Origin of the sequence: Bacillus sp. FSL K6-1338, assembly GCF_038006965.1 — a bacterium.
Taxonomy (GTDB): Bacteria; Bacillota; Bacilli; order Bacillales; family Bacillaceae_G; genus Bacillus_A; species Bacillus_A thuringiensis_S.
In genome coordinates this window covers 159,608-178,879 of the sequence record NZ_JBBOWI010000003.1, presented here as the reverse complement: position 1 = coordinate 178,879, position 19,272 = coordinate 159,608, and the positions used below count along the sequence as shown (strand labels likewise).

Sequence of the window (19,272 nt, the reverse complement as noted above, 5' to 3'; positions counted from 1 at the left end):
TATAAGTTCTTTTAATCTACTTTACGATTCCTACTAACAGGTTAAAAAGCTATTATAAACAAAATTCAATAAAAAATGTTTTCCCACTCTTTTTTATAACTCGATTTTTTGATTAGATAGATGTTAACTAAAACAGAATTATTTATTGCGTTTGCTTCGTGCTGACTAAATCAAAAGTCGATTGTCTACTGACAACCAACTTTTGACTCTTATAAATATTGTGTTTGTTAAATCTGAATTTAATGAGAGTATGCGTTCATTTCTTTTTTCTGTTCTAATGTAATAGAAGCAAAATATTTTTTAGTCTATTCTTTTGTAGATTACTATGTCATGCTTCAAACTTAAAATTAATATTCATATTTGTACTTCCCTTAACTTTTTATGTGTTATAAGACTTTACATTAGAACCATTTATTAACGTTGCCCTAATAATCAATGTATTTTGTCCTCTTTCTTGGACTGTAGAAGCACCAGTTATTTTAAAGGTTGATTCTCTGGCCAAAAGTACTTCTTTTTCTCCTTTAAATTTAGAAATAGAATCTATATAGGGCGCGTGAGCCCCTTTTGGAATTTTTATTTCCATACGAATTGCTGAACGACCAAAAGCTTAATCCTTTTGTAAAGATGTACTTGTATATGCTGGCGCGGTATACGTTTTATTTATATTTTTTTGTACAAGTATAATTGCTTTTTTTATGTAATCTTCGAAATTTTTAATCCCCTCTAAAGAATTGAAATCAGGCCCCCATATCGGTTGCAAAAAATATTTTGCCTCATTAAACTCTTGTTCACCAGTATTCCTATATACCATAATATCCTCTTTTAAAATAGCTTTATTTATTGCAGAATCAATTAAACGTATTTTATCTTCTAGTTCAAGCTTAGAAATAGTTGATCCTGAAGGTATTTCTTGCCTCTTATTTCTTAAGTATTGATTTATATACACATAATTTTGTCCAGTATAATAAGTAATTGCACTTTTTTCATTAGTATTTAAGGTAGTCAACCATTCAACACCATAAGCTTCCAGGTCAGTCGAATTTGTACTTTGAGTAGTATTTATATCTACTTCAGTTGCTAACATAGTTATAGTTCCTATAGACATAAGTGCATAGATTGCTATTATGATCAAGGATAAAGACTTCAACACTTGGTTCTTAAACATATTATACATTCCTCCTAAAATAGTACTTATATCAGTATTTGTTCCTAAGTGAAGTTATTTAATGTAATCTCGAGGTGAAAATGAGAAAAGAGATTGTTTTTATGTATAAAAAACTCATACATACTCCGAAATGGAAGTAGAAAGAAATCCGCTTTTCTGGAAGAAGTCTAATAATCTTCGCTCATTATATTTTTTTTATTAAAAGTGCAATTCTAAATTTCTATACATAGCAATCTAATTTATGAAACTTTATCTGTAGTTTTTAGTAAAGGTATACACGGACGCTAACGTAAAGAAAATTCCCACTTTTCTAACCTGGTTATTTATCAATAGATGATTAAAAAATTCTTAGAATTTGATTTGAACCACGCTGACTTAAAGGCCTGTTTGAAGCAGCGTAGTTCTTCACATCTCATAAACCATCAATTAAATTTAACAAAACTTACCCGTAGTTCCTACGGTGAGTTTTGAAGTGTCTGGTGCTAATTCCCCATGATGCCTACGTTAACCTAGTCTTTGCAATTTTTACAAACATTGTTTGATAAAATATTGAATATTTTAAAATTATAAAGATTTTTCTGTAATTAACCTCATACCCTCAGTTTTCAAAGAGCAATCTGTACAAATATATAGTAGTATCATTTTGGTTTACACTAACGGACATTCATTATTCTAGTGTTAGCATACCTTCACACAAATTGAGGTGGGAGCTTTTAGGTGGACAGAGATAAAAAAATTCTTAAGTTAAAATGTTATCGAATTATATTGTAACCTTCAATATAAGCAATACCGTATGTTACAGCTGTTGAAATTTCTACTGATTTAAATAGTATCTTCCACATTAGAATGTTTTTATGAACGTTATATATATCAGCATGAAATAGCGTTTCAGAAACACTATTATTACGAAAATAATCATGTAGATCTTTGGAGTCAGTCCATCTAAATATTTCGTAACATTTAGAATGCATAATGTACGTAAGCTAAACATCATGTATGAGATTCTAAGTGTTTAATATTAATAATCAGATCTTTCAACGTTGCTTGACGCATAGCTCTCCTGAGCCCGTGAGATTAAACCGTGTTTGTTTGTAAAAACATAAATGAACATGCATAGGGTAATATAAACTGATTTAGTGTTTCTTTACATATCGATATGAATTTATCACAATGTTGCATTTTAAAATCCCTTATTATCATTACATAAATCCAACCAAAAACACTTTAAATTTTATGTTTGATAAAATCAAAAAATGCAAATACAAGTATTAACTATATTTCATTTCAAGTTTGAATATCTAGCTTATGATAGGCGTCTTTTGCACATATCATTTTACAAATTTTAGCGATCAAGTTCTCGTTGACTACTATCATGCCATAGAGGCTCATTTTATTCACACTAAAAAAATTAGACGAACTCGAAAGGCAGGCGTTACAAAATAAACGTTAACATCATGTGAAATATACATACTTATTGAACAAGCGATTCGTCGCTTCAAATTCCCACGTATGGTACGTTATTTTTGCGATTTAGCTGGTGTAAGTCGAAGTCGAAGTGGTTATTACGCTTGGCTTCATACGGTTGAAGTGCGTAATCAAAAAGTAGTACGTGATGAGAAAGATTATAAATTAATTCAAAAGATTTTCAACCAGAAAAAGAAGCAGTTTCGTACACGATTTCTCAAAATAAAGTTAGAAAATACAAGGGCAATTACAATGAATCTCAAGCGTATCTTCCGAATTATGCGTACATACAATCTTAAAACACAGATTCGTCGTGTTAATCCATACAAACAACTTGCAAAAGCGAAACAAGAACATAAAACTTGTCCGAACTTATTACAACTTCAATTCAACCAAGAAGAGCCAGAGAAAAGTATGTTAAAGGGTATTACATATTTGTTTTATGGAAAGGAAAGAAAGCCTAATTATCTTATATCCAAGATAGTACGACACGAGAAATTCTAGTTTATCATGTTTCCCATTCTTTACAGATGGATATTGTCTATCAAACATTAGATAAGTTAAAAGATAGTTTAGGAGATACCATTCATCCTGAAGCACTTTTGCATTCTGATCAGGGTACTCACTATACGCATCCAGAATTTCAGCGCCGTGTAAAGGAGGTGGGAATAAGAACAATCTATGTCACGGAGAGGAAACTGCTTAGATAACGCTCCAATAGAATCTTTTTTTGGTCATATGAAAGATGAACTAGACTATAAGTTTTGTCAAACGTTCCAATCTCTTAGGCAGGTAATAGAAAATTATAATTATGATCGTTATCAATGAGCACTCAAAAAAATGGCCCCGGTACAATACCGGAACCATCTTTTAGGTGCCTAATTTTAAAGGTCTTTTTATTAAACTGTCCATTTTATAGGGTACAGTTCATTAACGGGGGAAAGTTCGGCTCTTTTTTATCTCAATTTTCTTAGCGTGGTTTTTTGGAAAATGCTGACGGTACTCCGAATAGTATATATAACTTATTTTCAACTAAAATGAATATATTGTTACGGATTAAGGCAAATTCCGAATTTATCAAATTCATACATTTTACCATCTATAGTTTGCTTAGTATTGGAGATAGATTGCCCTCCTGGACTGAAATATACCCAGATTTTTGTACCTGCTGGTTGTTTCTTAAGTTCTTCATTCTTTTTTATTATAGCGTCCGGACTTATATGGTTTCGGAGCCCAATAACTAATATCATAGACATTGCTGAATCTGCGCTGAATGATAGCCATCCAGTAACCATTTGTCCTTTTTCGAACTTGTTAGTTTTTTCAGGGCTGAAGTACTGCTTATTGTACCAACCCGTTACCATATGTCCTTTTAGATCGAAGACATACGTTGCACTCTTAATGTGCACGAATCCAGTAACCATTTGTCCTTCCTCGTATTGATTAGTCTTTTCAGGGCTGAAGTAATACCAATACCCCTTATAGTCCAGCCATCCAGTAACCATTTCTCCTTTTTCAAATTGATTAGTTTTTTCAGGGCTGAAGTAATACCATTTATCCCCGAATTGGTTAAGTTCAGTTAACATGTTCCCATTCTCATCAAAGCAGTACCATTTCCCATTTTCTTTTACCCATCCACCAACCTTTACCATCAATCTGAATGCCTCGTTACCCCATGTATTGTTATAAAATTGATTCTTTTGATGTAATAAGCCTGCATACTCATTCATAAAATCTGTTGCTTCTTTTATTTCTTTATCAAAGTCTCTAAGAGATATCGAATGTTCGAAGGCCTTTTTTTGTTTTCTTAAATCAGCTATTACATCCGTCATGCGGTCTAGGTTGTCCTGGGGTTTAGGGTTGTTCTTTCCTAGCACTTTGATTGCGATAATCTTCATCTTTTTTTCGAATTCTTTGTTACCCTCTTCATATGTTTTCTTTACGTGATTTAAGTATTCTGTTCTTCTTATTGGAAGAGGAGTAATAAATTTTTCGTTGATGGTTGTAGAATCAAATTTTAGTAATGTTGATTTTGCATTTTTTTCCATGAAGTGTAAGAATTCAAGATAAGCTACTGCAACAATAGTGAATATAGGAAGTTCAGCTATTAGTCGATTCTCTTTTCGGCTACGATTTAAAAGCTTATCAAAGTCTGAGTTCATTTGCAGTACATCTGCACGGCGAGTTTCTTCTATACTGCCCGTATAGAATGATTCAGTTTTTTTACCATTTATTATGTTTTCGAATTCGACTAACTGTTTTTTTAGATGCTTGGTATCTGTACGAAGAATATCGAGGTCAAAATCCTGAATTTTTTCATCCATCATTTTAACAAGTTCATTCTTCATTTTTTCTATCAAATTTTCCGAATTTGGAACGTTTTCGGGCCATAGTAATCCAAGTAGCGGAGAAATAAATGCACCTCCATATGGAATTAATGCCGTAGCTCCCATTGCTATAGTTCTAGCAGTATTATTAAAATTTCCAGAGTTCTCATGTGCATCTTTATAAGCAGATTTTAATGTATCTCCTCCTAATAAAATAAGCTCTTTTTTATTCTTTAAATTAAATCCCTCTGAGTTTACAGACTTTATTAATCCATCCATTAACTTTTCAAAATCTTGGCTATTAGTCCCACCACTAGCACCCAGTGAATCGGAGCTAACTTGCTGTGCCTTGTTTATATTTTTGTTTGTGTGTTCCATAATAATATCTTCCTTTCTATCAAATTATATAGTCTATCCCTTTAATTAAGAAATAGATAAAACCCCAATTAAATGTGTGTTATTAATTATAAATACATCTTCCTTTATTTCACTTGATAATACATTTGAATTTTAATATTAAATAATAATAAAAAAAATATCTAATTTGTCTATCGATTAAACAAATTAGATATTTCTCACTTTTCAGTATTTTGTTTTCGTTTATATTAGGTAATAACTTTCCACTCATATCAAACAAAATACAATAAAAGAAATTAAATAACAGTAATTCTTTATGATAATTAAGTTACAGAATATCTTTCAAAAGTGAGCAACGGTGCTATATATTCAGCTAGGAATATGTAACCAAGTAAAGGAGTTAAGTCAAATATTATTAATCATGCAAAAAATTCACGCCCTATATAAATAAACCAGAAGTCTTGGTACAGACTTCTGGTCTTTGATATACAATGGGATATAATTTTTTCAATTGCATAAAATATAATAATTTTCAATTAAACACTTTCAATTTGAAAACTCTGTAACAGTAACATTTTACACATCAATTGGATAATTATTAAATTTTATTTTATAACTTCATTACCATATTACGAAACTTTTGATTAAATTCATCGTCCATGCTATTTTTAACATTTGAGAACAAGATAACAAATATACGTTTATCCCAATTGAAATTATTATAAGTATTCCATCCGGACAATACACCGTGATTATGATAATAGTCTGGATGAACATAAAAACTAAAACCGTATTTATGGGTTGGTGTTGCTGTAAACATTTCGGATAAACTATTTTTAGCAAACAACTTTTCTGTCATGATTGCTTCATCTAATTTTTTCATATCATCTACAGTAGTATACATGTCTCCACAACCATAAAGCCATTTCATTTGTGACCGCTGTGCCGGTAGAAGTGAACCCTTATCTTTTATATACCCCTCTGCCAAAAATATTTCCTCAGGCATTTTTTCTCCTATTCCTGATTCTTTCATATTTGCTGGATTAAAAATATGTTCTTTTATATATTGAGCTAGTGGTTGTTTTGAAATTTTTTCAACTATATATCCTAAAACCATGTAATTGTAATCTGAATATTTCCAATCTGTTCCAGGAGGGAATGCAAGTTTTTGTGATCCAATCCAATTTATTAACTTTAGACGTGAAGTTGCATTAACATGTCCTTGTCCTTGTTCAGGTAATCCAGATGTATGTGTTAATAAATGTCTTAATGTAATCTGCTTCTCTGCTGGAAATGTAGAAATATATTTATTAACATTTTCGTCTATATTTAATTTCCCTTGTTCTTGTAACTGCATAATAGACACAGCTACAACTGTTTTGGTGATGGAACCAATACGATATTTTGTTTTTGGTGTCGTTAGTACGTTATCTTGTATGTTGGCATAGCCATAAGCCTTTCTTAAAATTACATGATCTTTAATGGTTACAAGGACAGAACCATTAAACGCGTTATCGTTTAAATATTGATCTAACCTTTGAGTTAATACTTCATATTTACTTGGTTGATTTGCTTCTTTTTTTATTTGAATTGTATCTTTAAAATAAGGAGATACTTTTTTAGTGTCTAAAAATAAGTGGAATATATTTGTAAATATATACAAACTTATAAAAAACTGAAGTAAAATAATTAATCTATGATTAAAATATGTTTTTAACATATAAATCTCCTTCAAATACTTTAATAAATAGTTTACGCTTTAAAATGTACGGAGTACACTAAATCTTTTTTGAAGATAATATTATTTAATTTTATAGGTACTAGCACTAATAAATTCTTTGTTTATTAGTTTTTTGTTCTTATTTTTCACTTCGCGATATGTGTTTATCTTTAATGAAGCATTTGTTTGTTCCGTTGTTTTTGTATACACATGTACAATGTTATCACTTGTTTTTCCGAATAGTTTAACAATTAATTGATTATCTTTTATAATCGTTTTGATATATATAGGCGTATCAGTATTGTTTTTGAACTTAAAATCAGGACCGTTGTCAGCGACTGTTGCATCTAATCCTACCGGGACATACTTTACTTGGTGACTATGATTTACTCTATATACAATATCTAAATTTGCTAATAAAACAGCGTTGTATAAAGTGCTTGAAACTTGGCATACTCCTCCCCCTGCAGCTTGTATTATCTTATCATGTAGAATGACTGGTGCATCTTTATAGCCATGAGCTTGATCGGTTATTCCCACAGTTGCATTAAAGCTAAATTTTTTATTTGAAGGTATTACCACACCATTTAATTTCGCAGCAGCTTTTTCGATATTTGCTCGTACATTTTCATCCCGGCCCAACAAATCTGTTTTATATTCAGACACAGGGGTTTTCATATTTATTTTTTTTAAATCTTGCATGGTAATATCGGAATGAATATTTATATACTTTACAGACACTTTATTTGTTTCTTTGTTAATAACAGCGTCTAGTATATCTTTTTTTAGCATAGCAATGTTCACTTTTTTCCCTGGCGTTTCATCAACATAAGATATTTCAGAATTAGAGTCTTTTACCTTTAAAAATGCATTAGTAGGTTCTACTTGAAACTTAGTGAATTCGTTCTCGATGAAGTGTTTAAATTTATTATCATCAATTTCAGGCTCTAATCTATAATTGAGTTTTCGAAAACCTATTGCAGCTGTTAATTGTTTCAACCAGCCAGTCCATTTATTTCCACTTTGTTGGTCAAAAATCTTATTAATGACAAGAGTAGGTTCATACTTAATTCCCATTTCCTGATAAGTAAAAGTTCTTTTGGTTTTTCCTAATAAAAATGTTAAATCTTTTTGCATTAAATAATTGATTTGTTCTTGATTCGTACTTTCTAATTGCTTTCTATTTAATCCTCCTACATCTACTGATTCAATGTAAGTGTTTGGTAAAACAACTTCTTCTAAACGATGATTTACAGAAGAAATATAATAAATTATTTTAAAACTAATGAGCGTCACTAATAGTATTGTAAAAACAAAAATTAAACACTTTGTCCTTTTTATTTTTTTTTTGATAATTAAATTGAAATTTTTTTTCGACATATAAATCACTATCCTTAAAAATGTTTCTTAAATAAGTAGCTTTAAAATCGATTTCTATGCAATTCTATTTAAATTAAGATGCAATGTAAAATACAAACAAATGATGAAAACCATCATTTTTAATGATGGTTTTCATGACTAGAAAATATATTCAATAAAATATTTTGGCTATTTCTTTGTGTCACATGTATCAAAAAAATTCATGCAGTTTTCTTTGTTATTTATATACTTGAAGTTCTTTAATAAAATTTCTCATAGCAGGCCCTGGATTTATATTTTTATTTCTAATAAATATGGTTGTGATTTGCCGAAACTCCTCTGGAATTTCATGACAATAAATGTTAGGGAGACTAGAGAATAAACCCACAGCTGTGATTGGTAAAAGTGTAACTCCTAAGCCCAGTGATACACTATGCAAAATCATTTCTAGCATATTAAATTCCATAAATTTATTATTAATAAACCCTTCGTATTCGAGCCACTTTTCTAACATCGCTCTATAACCGCAACCTTTTCCAAACACCAAAAATGTTTCTTGATTCAAATCTTGTAATTTAAATGTAGGTTGATTTGTAACTAATGTAAGTGTCTTACTAGTAACTTCATATTGTTCAAATGATAGCTCTTTTATAGGGCCAGTGACAAAAGCACCATCTAATTTGTAATTAAGTACATCTAGCATTAGTCGATTACTTACATCGGTTTTTAGTGAAATATCTACATTTGGATACTTTGCATAATACCCAGCTAATAACATAGGTAATGGATGCACGGTATCTACTGTTCCAATATTTAAAAAGCCAACAGAAGACTCATCCTTAAACAGATTATTTAATTCCTCAAATTCTTTAAGGATTTTGTCAACTTTTTCAAGGAATTTTTGTCCATCTCCTGTTAACGATATACCCCTAGCATGTCTATGAAATAAGACTGTATTTAGCTCTTGTTCTAATTGTTTTATGTGTGCAGTTACATTGGATTGCACATAATTTAAACTTTTCGCAGCGGCAGTAATATTTTTAATTCTAGCTACACTTTGAAAAATTTTTAAATCCCTAAATTCCAAATTTATCTCCACCTTATATATGTTTTTACTGTATTTGAGGTTATCTATATATTTATCTTCAGTTCCTTAACATAAATGAATGCATTTTAAATGTAGAAATGTTAAACGTTTATTTTTAGTGGAATTACGAGAACGATAGGCCATTATGTTTTTATATAGGCTGTTTAATAAAACAATATGTCAATTGCTATATATGATAAGACTTATAAATGAACTTTAAAGCACTAAAGTATCTTTTATGGTGTTACATATCTCTGTCCTTTATGTACTTGTAATTATCTTCACCTCTGAAATATTTTGGTTTTATCGTTGATGATGTCTGTCCTATACGACTCACCTATTGTAATGATTAAGAGGTATTAATGTACAAGATTATTTTGTCCGAACAATAGACAATCTTGGCACATATTTAGTATGTAATTATTTAATAATAAGCGTACAAAATTATTTTTTACGAGGAATAAACTTATGGAAAAAAACTCATTCTCAAGTAAAGAATCTAATCGAAAAAATTGTAAGAATATAGAAATAATTACTTCTTTAGATGAAAATATTGAGTTTATAAAAAAGTCTTTGGGGAATGCTCCGGATCTTGTAATAAGAAGAATTCAGAAAGAAAATTATCAAACAGTAGCTTTGGTATATCTATCAGAGTTGACTGATAAAAAAGACATTACTGATAGTATTCTTAAACCATTGTTAAAAGAAGAATTCACACCTGAAATTGAGCTAATCATACCCATTGGGAATATTTCAAAAGTGCAATTTCTTGATCAAATTCAAGAAAGTTTATTAGAAGGAAATGCTATTCTTCTTGTAAACGAGTATATTGAAGCATATAAATTTGAAATTAAAGGTGGACCTAATCGAGAGCCATCTGATTCCAAAAATGAAATATCTATAAAAGGTACACATCAAGGATTTGTAGAAGCTGCTGGGAAAAACATTGCTATAGTACGAAATTATTTGCCAACTGCTAAATTAACTGTAACATCTACAGAAATTGGTGAAGAAGGAAAAACAAAAATTCATTTACTTTTTTTAATGGAAAAGGCTGATTTCCAAATAACAGAAGAGATTCGAGGTAGATTAGAAAATATTAAGGTTGATTCTATAGTTAATACTGGTGAATTAATTAAACATATTGAAGATAATCCGTATTCACCTTTCCCACAACTTTTACTGACTGAAAGACCTGATACGGCCGTATCTTACTTATTGGAAGGGAAATTTGTAATAGTAGTTGATCATTCACCTAATGTATTAATCGGGCCAACAAATTTCCTAAGTTTTTTTAGAAATATAGATGATTCTAGTACACGATGGATGATTAATTTTATTCTTCAAATATTACGTATAGTTGCATTTTTTCTAGCACTCATTTTACCAGCTACCTATATTGCATTAATCTCATTTAATTATAGTTTAATTCCTGTTCCATTATTTTTATCTATAGCAGAATCTAGGGAAAATGTTCCATTCTCAGCTATTGTGGAGGCCATGATTATGGAGATCACTTTAGAAATGATGAGAGAAGCAGCCTTACGCTTACCAGCCCCTATTGGACAAACAATGGGGATTGTTGGAGGTATTATTATAGGTCAGGCTGCTGTGCAAGCAGGAATTGTGAGTAATATCATGATTATTATCGTTTCTGTAACAGCCATCGCATCGTTTACTGTTCCGAATTATGATATGAGTTTAGCTGTACGATATTTACGGTTTCCAATGATGCTATTAGCTACATGGTTCGGATTTGTAGGTATTGTTATTGGCCTTATGATATTACTAGCACATATATTAAGCATTTGTTCTATGGGTACCCCATATGGAGTCTCATTTTTTCCATTGCAAATTTGTAAATTAAAAAATTTCATTCTTAAATATAAAAATGAAACCAAAGGTGACATATGATATCTAAAATTAATAATGCTAATATACTTTCTTTAAACCAATTTATATTTATTATTCATGGTGCTCAGGTTGGAACAGGAATTCTCTTCCTTCCTAGTACATTGGCAGAAAAAACAGGAACTGATGGATGGTTAGTCCTCCCTTTTTGCTTTGTGTTTTCTACAATCGCTAGTATAGCTTGGGTGCAAGTGGCTAAAAGATATCAAATATTTTTTACGAAAAAACCGAATAATAAAATGATTGAATATATAAAGAAAGCTCTCATCATAGTTTATATTTGTTATTTTTCTTTTTATGCATGGGTTATTTTATTAAATGGTATGCTTTATATTAAGGGGAATTTACTTCCCAAAACACCTGATTATCTCTTAATTATATTATTTTTAATTCCCACGTATCTTGTTGTAGCTGAAAATGTTTATGTATTAGGCCGTTACTGTGAAATTGTATTTTACCTTACGATTTGGATTGTATTATTATTTTTAATACCTCTAAAAGAAGGTAACTTATTGAATATGCTTCCTATTTTTAAAAATGAAATTAGTGTCATTTTGAATGCTTTTCCTCAGGCTATCTTTCCATTTACAGGTTTTGAAATGGTAGTCTGTATGTATCCTTATTTAAAAAGAAAACAGGCCGCAACTAAAGGGGTATTAATTGCTAATAGCATTACCTTGATATTTTATACTTTTATGACAATATCCTGCTATATATTTTTCAGTCCTGATGAAATAACCTCTTATAATCAACCGGTTCTAAGTATACTTAAAATCATTGAGGTTAGTTTTTTAGAAAGATTTGATTTAATTATTATTACTTTATATCTATTTGTAGTTTTTACAGCATGGACTCCATATATTTATGCCAGTTTATTATGTATAAGTAATTTAACTAAACAAGAAAAAAAGAATATACATATTTTTATTTTTTTTATGTGTTATATTTTGAGTGTTTTCCTAATACATCCATCATGGAGTCAGGTGCAAAGTTGGAAGAGCTTAATCTCACATGTAGGATTAGGAACAGCTTACATATTCCCTATATTAATATTACTGGTAGCAAAATTAAGGAGGTGATACATAATGATTAAAAAAATATTATACCTTCTTATTTGTATAGTAATGCTCTCCGGTTGTTATGACCAAGTATATGTTGAAGATGTCGCTGCGACATTAATAGTAGGAATTGATATAGATCAAAAAAATCATTTGAAAGTATATGTAGTAAATTCTTTAATTAATAAAGATCGGAAGCGAAGCGAGGAAAACCATCTTGCAACAGATATCACAGTTCGAAAGGCAAGAGATCAATTTGATACTGTAGATCCAGGTATTATTTCTGGAAGTAAAATTCAGATTGTTCTTTTAGGGAAAAAACTTCTCCAAAAAAAGAATTGGTTTGAATACTTAGAACCTTTTTATCGTGATCCTCAAAATACTATGACTGCCAAAATCATTGGTGTAGATGGGAAAGTTTCTGATATTATTTATTCTCATTCTCCTCAAAAAAACTTTCTTTCAGATTATTTAGTCAAATTAATCAAAACAGGGAATGACAGAAATGTTACTGTTAAAACTACATTTAAAGAACTGTATAGACAAGTTAAGGATAAAGGGATAACTCCTAGTATTTCTAGCATTAAAAGGTTAAATAACCAAAAAATAAAAATTACAGGAACAATGCTTTTAGACTATCAAAATTTGTTTAAAGAAAGCTTAAGTCCAAATGAAAATAAATTATTAACCTTATTACAAGGGAAAATAAAGGGGGATTATCCATTTACAATAAAAAATCCACTCAAGCAAGTAAACAAACAATGGATTAGTATTTCGGCACAGAGAATAAACGTTGATACAAAAGTAGTATATACGAACCGTTTTAAATTTAAAATACAAATTAATATGGGGACAGAAATTATAGAGAAATACCCTAGCTCCTACACATCTATAACTAGTAGGGAATTAGAAAAAGCTATTTCTCAGCAACTTACAAAAGAATTAACAAAGCTTATCCAAAAAGTTAAACAAGCAAACATAGATCCTATTGGATTCGGATTATATGCTCGTGCATTTCAATATAAAAATTGGGTACCTTATGAGCAAAAATGGGGAAAAGAATTATCTAAAGCAAACATAGATATAAAAGTAAATGTAAAAGTACGGGATGTAGGTAGTATTAAATAGTTTTTATAAATCCAAATAAGTTATAGGAGGTTTAGTGTGTTGAAATTCAACTGTAAGCTTATGGTCACCATAATAATCACATTAATATTTGTACAACAAGTACAAGCATCCATTTCAAATCCAAGATACCTTGTTATTAAACGTTTTGAAAATAAGTTATATTATGTAAAACATAAATTATTAATTAAAGAATTTTTAATTAGTACGGATCAGAGTCAGAAACTGATTCCCGTGGGTAGGTATACTGTAGTGAATACAGCTCAAGAACACTCTTCATATAAAAATGTTAAGGAAAAAACATTAAATCAACCATTAATTAAGTTGAAAAGTACCAAAACAAATGATGTTAATTATGGAATATGTGAAACAAATCTAGAAAAGAATATAACAAACCCCAAAAATATAGCCTGTATATATATGAAAAATATAGATATACAGTGGTTACATACTCAGGTGGGAGAAGGAACAATGGTTATCATTCAATAATTTTATAAAATTTATTAAGCATTAAGAGCATGTTTAATAAAATGAACAATCCGTTCATAAAAACGCTAATTACTTAATCTTGAAAGGTGTAAATTAATACCCTAATAAAAAATATCTTAAACAGTTACATGAATTACACCAGCATCAACGTGTCGTATTTAATTCATATAACTGTTTCATCATTTTTTGTGTGCTTTCGAAGTCACACATCTCCCATCTGACTAAGCTGGTGGGTATTAGTTGCACATTCTCCTACTGTCCCAATAAAGTCATTAGATATTTTAAATCAATTTGAATGTAACTAACTATTTCTGATTGTTTTCAAGTTTTATCTTCATCCCTTTCGGACTTCTTAACTACAAAAAAAGAGAGACTTATGTCTCTCTTTCTAAAACATTTTTATACTTTTTCCTAAACAATTTCATATTTATAGCTTGTTATAGTATACAAATACTCTTTTTAATGAAGATAATCAAAGAACTACATGAATAGAAAAGTTAATCAAGAGTGTTCTTATCTTGTAGTTTTTGATTTTTCCTTTCGACAAAGTAAGAAATCAATATCAGCTATTTCTTAGTTTAAAGTCAATTCATTGTATAAATATCCCATTTAAAATACCTAAAATAATTAAGATTAGATATTTGTGACTGGATTGCATATTAAGGAAAAGATATTGAATACTATCTATTCCACCTACAATTATAAAACCTGGTAATATTATATCTACTAAAAAATCAAAGTCTGAATTGTTAATCCAATTTGGCGTAAGTATACAAATACAGATAAAGACAATATCTGTGGCAATAGAATAAACAGAGCTTGTCATACTTTTTTTTTGCTCAATATCATTATTGTAGGTTACAATTGTATTTTTAAAATATTTCAAACCAGATATCAAAATACTTAGACTAAGTAAAACGTTAATTCCAGTAAGTATATATTTCATTTCTAACACCTATTTACATGCAGCCCAAACACCTGTAGCACCAGTTAATTCTCCAGCTAGACCTACTAGAGCTTGTCCGCCTACACGCATTCTTTCTTCCCAAGTAGATGCTTGTACAAGAAGTTTTGCAGCTTCTCCAAACCCACCTAAAGCATTAATATATTTTTTAATTTTAATTAATTTAGAAACAGCAATTAAATTTCCGCCTACAAAAGCAGCTAAAGCTCCAGAACATTTACCTATTTTCACCCAATCAGGGTCGGCAATCACTGGGAATACGGTGTTTTTATCAAATTCAACAACCTGAATCAACTTATTTCCATCAACTTTATAATGTGTAGCAACCGGTTTTCCATTTGCATCTTTTGCCCAAGCGGGCATAAATACACTTTGAATAATATTTTCTGAGTCGACTATAAAAACTTCACCTGTATCATATTCTTTACCCAAATATTCCGCAGATGTAATTAACTTTCCGTTATTTGGAATGTTAATTACGAACTCATATTCTTTTGGAGCAAATTGATTTTTAATCTTAATTAATGATCGAAAACCATCTTTGGTAGTTTGTAAAGCTAAATCAGTTGGTTGATTTTTATCTTGATAAATAAGAGTTCCATTATTTGTTTGGATAATTTCACTTGAATTTAATTCTGGGAGTGAAATATGTAAAGACTCTTTGTTATCTTTAATAGTAATAGGTTCTGAGTTTAATTTATTTGGAATTTTCACTATGCCTGATGCATTTTTAACAACTGTTGCTTCTTTAGAATCGACTTTAAAGTTATTCAAAACATCATTAATTCCTGTGCTTTTTTCAATCATTAAAGCTGTAGAGTTTGCCTCTTTTTGTGAATTATTAATTTCAGCATGTATTGAAGGAGTAATTAGAGATATACCCATAGCCCCTACAATTAATCATATCAACACCTTTTTAGATAAAAAATTCATTTAATATTCTCCTTCTAATTAATTATTTTCTATTATTATAAAAAATTACCAATCATACTATTAATCTATTTTTAATTTTGACAAAGTTAAAAAACGTATTCTAATTCCCTTTACATATGATAAATTTGTGTAGAGGGTGTTATTGTTCATAATATGTAATATGTATTGGTAAGAAACAATGTTCTTTATCAGTAACAAAGCAAAAGCACCCTTTCGGGTGCTTTTGCTTTGTTACTTCATTTAATAAAAATACAAAAAATCTCTATAACTAGAGTACGAAAATAAATTAAATGAATTAAAACAAACAACAGATTCTTACCATATAAATTAATAACACAGATGATATATTACACTTATTCATGCGCTATTATTCCATCAGAATTATTTAACAGGTATGTATAGTCTTACTGAATTGTTGATATGTAGAAGTATAGTAATTCATCTATAGTTTTTTAGTAAAGGAGTACACAGGGGCTAACGTAAAATACATTTGTACCTTAGTAATCTACATGTATACAAAAGTTGAATTTTCAATCGATTAAGTCCTTTCTTATAAATTGCTTGCCATTTCATATGATTTTACTGTCATGCTTAAGGATCCCTCCTTGGCAAAGTTAAAATTTACAATTAAATATTCTATTATAAATATTAATATGCATATTTTGTTTTGAAAATTCATTTTGCTAAATTCATCTTTTAAATAACAGTACCCGCAGGTACTGTTATTTGTATATACTCTTTATTTTATTGCGCAATTCTAGTGGACTTATTGTCTATACATTGAAGTTTTCATCGATATTTTTTAGATAACGAACAATCCCAATGGCACAAAAATCAATATCTGGTTTTAAATTCGCCAAAAAAGGATGTTCTAGTGGCAAACCTTTCTCTTTAAGCATTTCTTTAATTTCGTCAAATATTTTTTTTCCAACTATACCATTAGCTTTTTTGACATCTTGCTCTTCTCTCCAAACATCTTTACCTATAGTAGTAAATCTTTGCAACCAATAATCAAACTGACAGTATATATTATTTATATTTACTTTTTCTGAAGCCCCGTAATGACCAAAATAAATTCTACTAGGTTTTAATTCCTGAATTCTCCGTTTTGAATTCTCCATTTTTACCCAATCGAAGTGAGGGGGCGAAGTTATAGGTAAGCATAAATTAAAGTTAATTTCAGGTAAAGTGAAATATGCTCCAATAGCATCTCCAGAAAATACTCCTTCGGTAGCAGGGTCATGTATACTCATATGATGATCAGCATGTCCAGGAGTATAAACAAATTGTAACTCGCGCTTCTCAGATATTTTTAATTTTTCTTTATCTTCTACAGCATGAATACGTGTTCCAGGGATCGGTATTAGAGGATAAAACTGATCATTAAATATGTTAGTCCCATATATTTTTTTTAGACTATTTTCTAATCTATGTGGCTCACGTATAAACTTTTCTCCCATAGGATGTACAAATAGCTTTGCATTAGGGCAACATTTCATTAAAAGTCCTGCAGCACCCGCATGATCAACATGTATATGTGTAAGAATAATATTTTTAACATGAGTTAGTTCAATATTTAGTTCATTTAATCCTGCAATAATATATCGAAGTGAGGGGCTGGTGCAAGTATCAATTAATGTAATACCGTCATCTCCAGGTAAAACATACGTTCCTGTTTTTCGGGGACGACCTAATTCAAAATCGTCAATAATATATATTTCAAAATCACCTGAATTCACTTGCTTAACATATTCAAATTCCATTTTTTTCTTCTCCTTTAATTATATAAATTTTTAATTTTCTCGCTCCCAAATTAGTACAAAACTTTCATCCATTTTCGTTATATTTAGAGGTTCTGTAGTTAAAGTTAATTTATTTTTTTCAAAATGATAGTATCGTTTTAGTTGAGTATCTTTCCATTGGGGAAAGATACTTGTAAATACGGAATGTATGATTTGTTTCTCCTGTACTTCAAATAAACCACAATATGAAATATGCTGGATGGCTAATGCCTGCTCTATAGCTGAAGTATTTTTAAAATCAAGATTCACTTCATTTGGCTGTTTTTCACCCGAAATAATAACACTCATATACCCATATTTGTTATATATAAGCATTCCGTTTGGCTTTTTTCCAAAAGGGTACAAGTGCGCTCCATTTATTTTCTTAATAAAAAAATCGGTTAATCTCCAGGTACCTATAAATTGCTCCTTCTGTCCCATTTTATTTCTCACCTCCTTTCACTAAAAACTATTAAGATAGATTCTCAAGAGAGTATATAACTAACTAGCAGCTTATTATTTAGTTTTAAGTAATCAATCTACGGATTGCTCTTAAGTAAATATGTTTTAATATTTACTTAAATAAGCTATTACAAATATTATCTTTTGCTTGAGCGTTCTAACATCTTATATATAATCATTAAATTAAAACATTAACATATACAGATATAAAATTTAATTTGTTATTAACATCGTATTAGAAGCACTAGCTATTGCTTTCATCAAAAACAAATAAACTACCATTTCTTTGTTTTTTTTAAATATAGCAAAATAAAAAATACAAACACCGCTAAAATTGTTAAAATTCGAATTCCATAATGATGCAAACTATATTCCACAAAACCCCATTTGTCACCAAGCTTCCATCCGACCCCAATAAAGGTACTAGTCCAAATAAAAGCACCACTATATGCATATAAACAAAACCTCCAGCATGTTAAATTTGACATTCCGGCAAAATATGCAGTCAAATGACGAATGCCCGGTATAAAATAACCAATCATTAACAAGAAAGGACCGTACTTTTCAAACAAGACATGTGTTTTTTTAATTTGTTTCTCATTTATATGGATTTTAGGACCATATTTATTCAAGATTGGTAATCCTAATTTCAAGCCAAGGATGTAACTTAGTGTAATCCCAATAATTGCTCCAGCCATTCCACTAAGAAGAGCATACACCCCTGACATCGTTCCTTTTGAAACATTATAACCTACAAATGTAAGTAAAAACTCATCTGGTATTGGAAGTCCAACAATACCTCCAACAAGGGCTATAAGAATTCCCAAATATCCATATTGTACAATTAGTTCCCCGAGTTGTTGTTCCATTCCACAAACACATCCTATGCAAACGATTTATTCCTTAAATTCTTTTTATATGATTTTAGAAAATGTTTTATATTAATAGACGGGATCGATTCATCTTTATTAATTGGTATACAATTTCAGTAATTTGATTTCATTTGTAAATTGATTAATATAGCTGAGCAAAGATATTATAAAAAAATTGCTTCTTTTTGATGGGAAAAT

General features: G+C 29.8%; 16 protein-coding genes and 1 pseudogene. 7 read left to right on the top strand and 10 right to left on the bottom strand.

The genetic code is table 11. The features are described 5' to 3' along the window. Positions 1-379 precede the first annotated feature (379 nt). Positions 380-1,084, bottom strand: a pseudogene (locus NZ044_RS30170) (ADP-ribosyltransferase). Between the two features lie 1,590 nt (positions 1,085-2,674). Here NZ044_RS30170 and NZ044_RS30165 point away from each other — a divergent pair. The 3 genes from NZ044_RS30165 to NZ044_RS30945 are packed head-to-tail and all read left to right on the top strand — an operon-like array spanning position 2,675 to position 3,457. Continuing rightward, on the top strand, positions 2,675-3,133 hold the full coding sequence (locus NZ044_RS30165; RefSeq protein ID WP_273634995.1) for a hypothetical protein: 459 nt from the start codon (positions 2,675-2,677) through the stop codon (positions 3,131-3,133). A gap of 26 nt (positions 3,134-3,159) precedes the next feature. After that, positions 3,160-3,339 carry a hypothetical protein gene (locus NZ044_RS30160; RefSeq protein WP_410994089.1) on the top strand — a complete coding sequence of 60 codons (180 nt, stop codon included), beginning with the start codon at positions 3,160-3,162 and terminating at the stop codon, positions 3,337-3,339. Next, positions 3,311-3,457, top strand: coding sequence for an IS3 family transposase (locus tag NZ044_RS30945; protein WP_082199935.1), 147 nt, complete (start codon positions 3,311-3,313; stop codon positions 3,455-3,457). The genes NZ044_RS30160 and NZ044_RS30945 overlap by 29 nt, the downstream gene beginning before the upstream one ends. 221 nt (positions 3,458-3,678) lie before the next feature. Here the strand turns inward: NZ044_RS30945 and NZ044_RS30155 are convergent, their stop codons facing one another. The 4 genes from NZ044_RS30155 to NZ044_RS30140 form a co-directional block, all read right to left on the bottom strand. Continuing rightward, on the bottom strand, positions 3,679-5,334 hold the full coding sequence (locus NZ044_RS30155; protein ID WP_340950289.1) for an insecticidal delta-endotoxin Cry8Ea1 family protein: 1,656 nt from the start codon (positions 5,332-5,334) through the stop codon (positions 3,679-3,681). 589 nt (positions 5,335-5,923) lie between these two features. After that, a complete protein-coding gene (locus tag NZ044_RS30150; RefSeq protein ID WP_098349436.1) occupies positions 5,924-7,033 on the bottom strand; it encodes a serine hydrolase domain-containing protein in 1,110 nt (369 codons plus the stop codon). Between the two features lie 81 nt (positions 7,034-7,114). Beyond that, positions 7,115-8,413, bottom strand: a complete 1,299-nt coding sequence (locus tag NZ044_RS30145) for a VanW family protein (protein ID WP_098349435.1) — start codon at positions 8,411-8,413, stop codon at positions 7,115-7,117. 217 nt (positions 8,414-8,630) lie between these two features. Next, complete coding sequence (locus NZ044_RS30140) at positions 8,631-9,479, bottom strand: LysR family transcriptional regulator (RefSeq protein WP_017762613.1); 849 nt, start codon at positions 9,477-9,479, stop codon at positions 8,631-8,633. Positions 9,480-9,947: 468 nt separating this feature from the next. Between NZ044_RS30140 and NZ044_RS30135 the strand changes: the two genes are divergently transcribed. Genes NZ044_RS30135 through NZ044_RS30120 form a run of 4 tightly spaced genes read left to right on the top strand, consistent with a single transcriptional unit; the run spans position 9,948 to position 14,062 of the window. Next, positions 9,948-11,393 (top strand): spore germination protein, encoded by a 1,446-nt coding sequence (locus tag NZ044_RS30135; protein ID WP_273634997.1) that lies wholly within the window; start codon positions 9,948-9,950, stop codon positions 11,391-11,393. Then, a complete protein-coding gene (locus NZ044_RS30130; protein WP_273634998.1) occupies positions 11,390-12,469 on the top strand; it encodes a GerAB/ArcD/ProY family transporter in 1,080 nt (359 codons plus the stop codon). Before NZ044_RS30135 ends, NZ044_RS30130 begins: the two co-directional genes overlap by 4 nt. Before the next feature lie 6 nt (positions 12,470-12,475). Further along, the gene (locus NZ044_RS30125; RefSeq protein ID WP_098349432.1) at positions 12,476-13,576 is read left to right on the top strand and encodes a Ger(x)C family spore germination protein; all 1,101 of its coding nucleotides are present in this window, start codon (positions 12,476-12,478) and stop codon (positions 13,574-13,576) included. 36 nt (positions 13,577-13,612) lie between these two features. Next, complete coding sequence (locus NZ044_RS30120) at positions 13,613-14,062, top strand: L,D-transpeptidase (RefSeq protein WP_098349431.1); 450 nt, start codon at positions 13,613-13,615, stop codon at positions 14,060-14,062. Positions 14,063-14,651: 589 nt separating this feature from the next. On the opposite strand, the gene NZ044_RS30115 is transcribed toward NZ044_RS30120, so the two are convergent. The 5 genes from NZ044_RS30115 to NZ044_RS30095 form a co-directional block, all read right to left on the bottom strand. Continuing rightward, a complete protein-coding gene (locus NZ044_RS30115; protein WP_098349430.1) occupies positions 14,652-15,008 on the bottom strand; it encodes a hypothetical protein in 357 nt (118 codons plus the stop codon). 9 nt (positions 15,009-15,017) lie between these two features. Continuing rightward, on the bottom strand, positions 15,018-15,911 hold the full coding sequence (locus NZ044_RS30110) for a hypothetical protein (RefSeq protein WP_340950281.1): 894 nt from the start codon (positions 15,909-15,911) through the stop codon (positions 15,018-15,020). 821 nt (positions 15,912-16,732) lie between these two features. After that, the gene (locus NZ044_RS30105) at positions 16,733-17,722 is read right to left on the bottom strand and encodes an MBL fold metallo-hydrolase (protein WP_098349428.1); all 990 of its coding nucleotides are present in this window, start codon (positions 17,720-17,722) and stop codon (positions 16,733-16,735) included. A 30-nt stretch (positions 17,723-17,752) separates the two neighbouring features. Beyond that, positions 17,753-18,181 carry a lipocalin-like domain-containing protein gene (locus tag NZ044_RS30100; RefSeq protein WP_273635000.1) on the bottom strand — a complete coding sequence of 143 codons (429 nt, stop codon included), beginning with the start codon at positions 18,179-18,181 and terminating at the stop codon, positions 17,753-17,755. A 296-nt stretch (positions 18,182-18,477) separates the two neighbouring features. Then, positions 18,478-19,071 (bottom strand): DedA family protein, encoded by a 594-nt coding sequence (locus NZ044_RS30095; protein ID WP_098349426.1) that lies wholly within the window; start codon positions 19,069-19,071, stop codon positions 18,478-18,480. Positions 19,072-19,272: the final 201 nt, after the last annotated feature.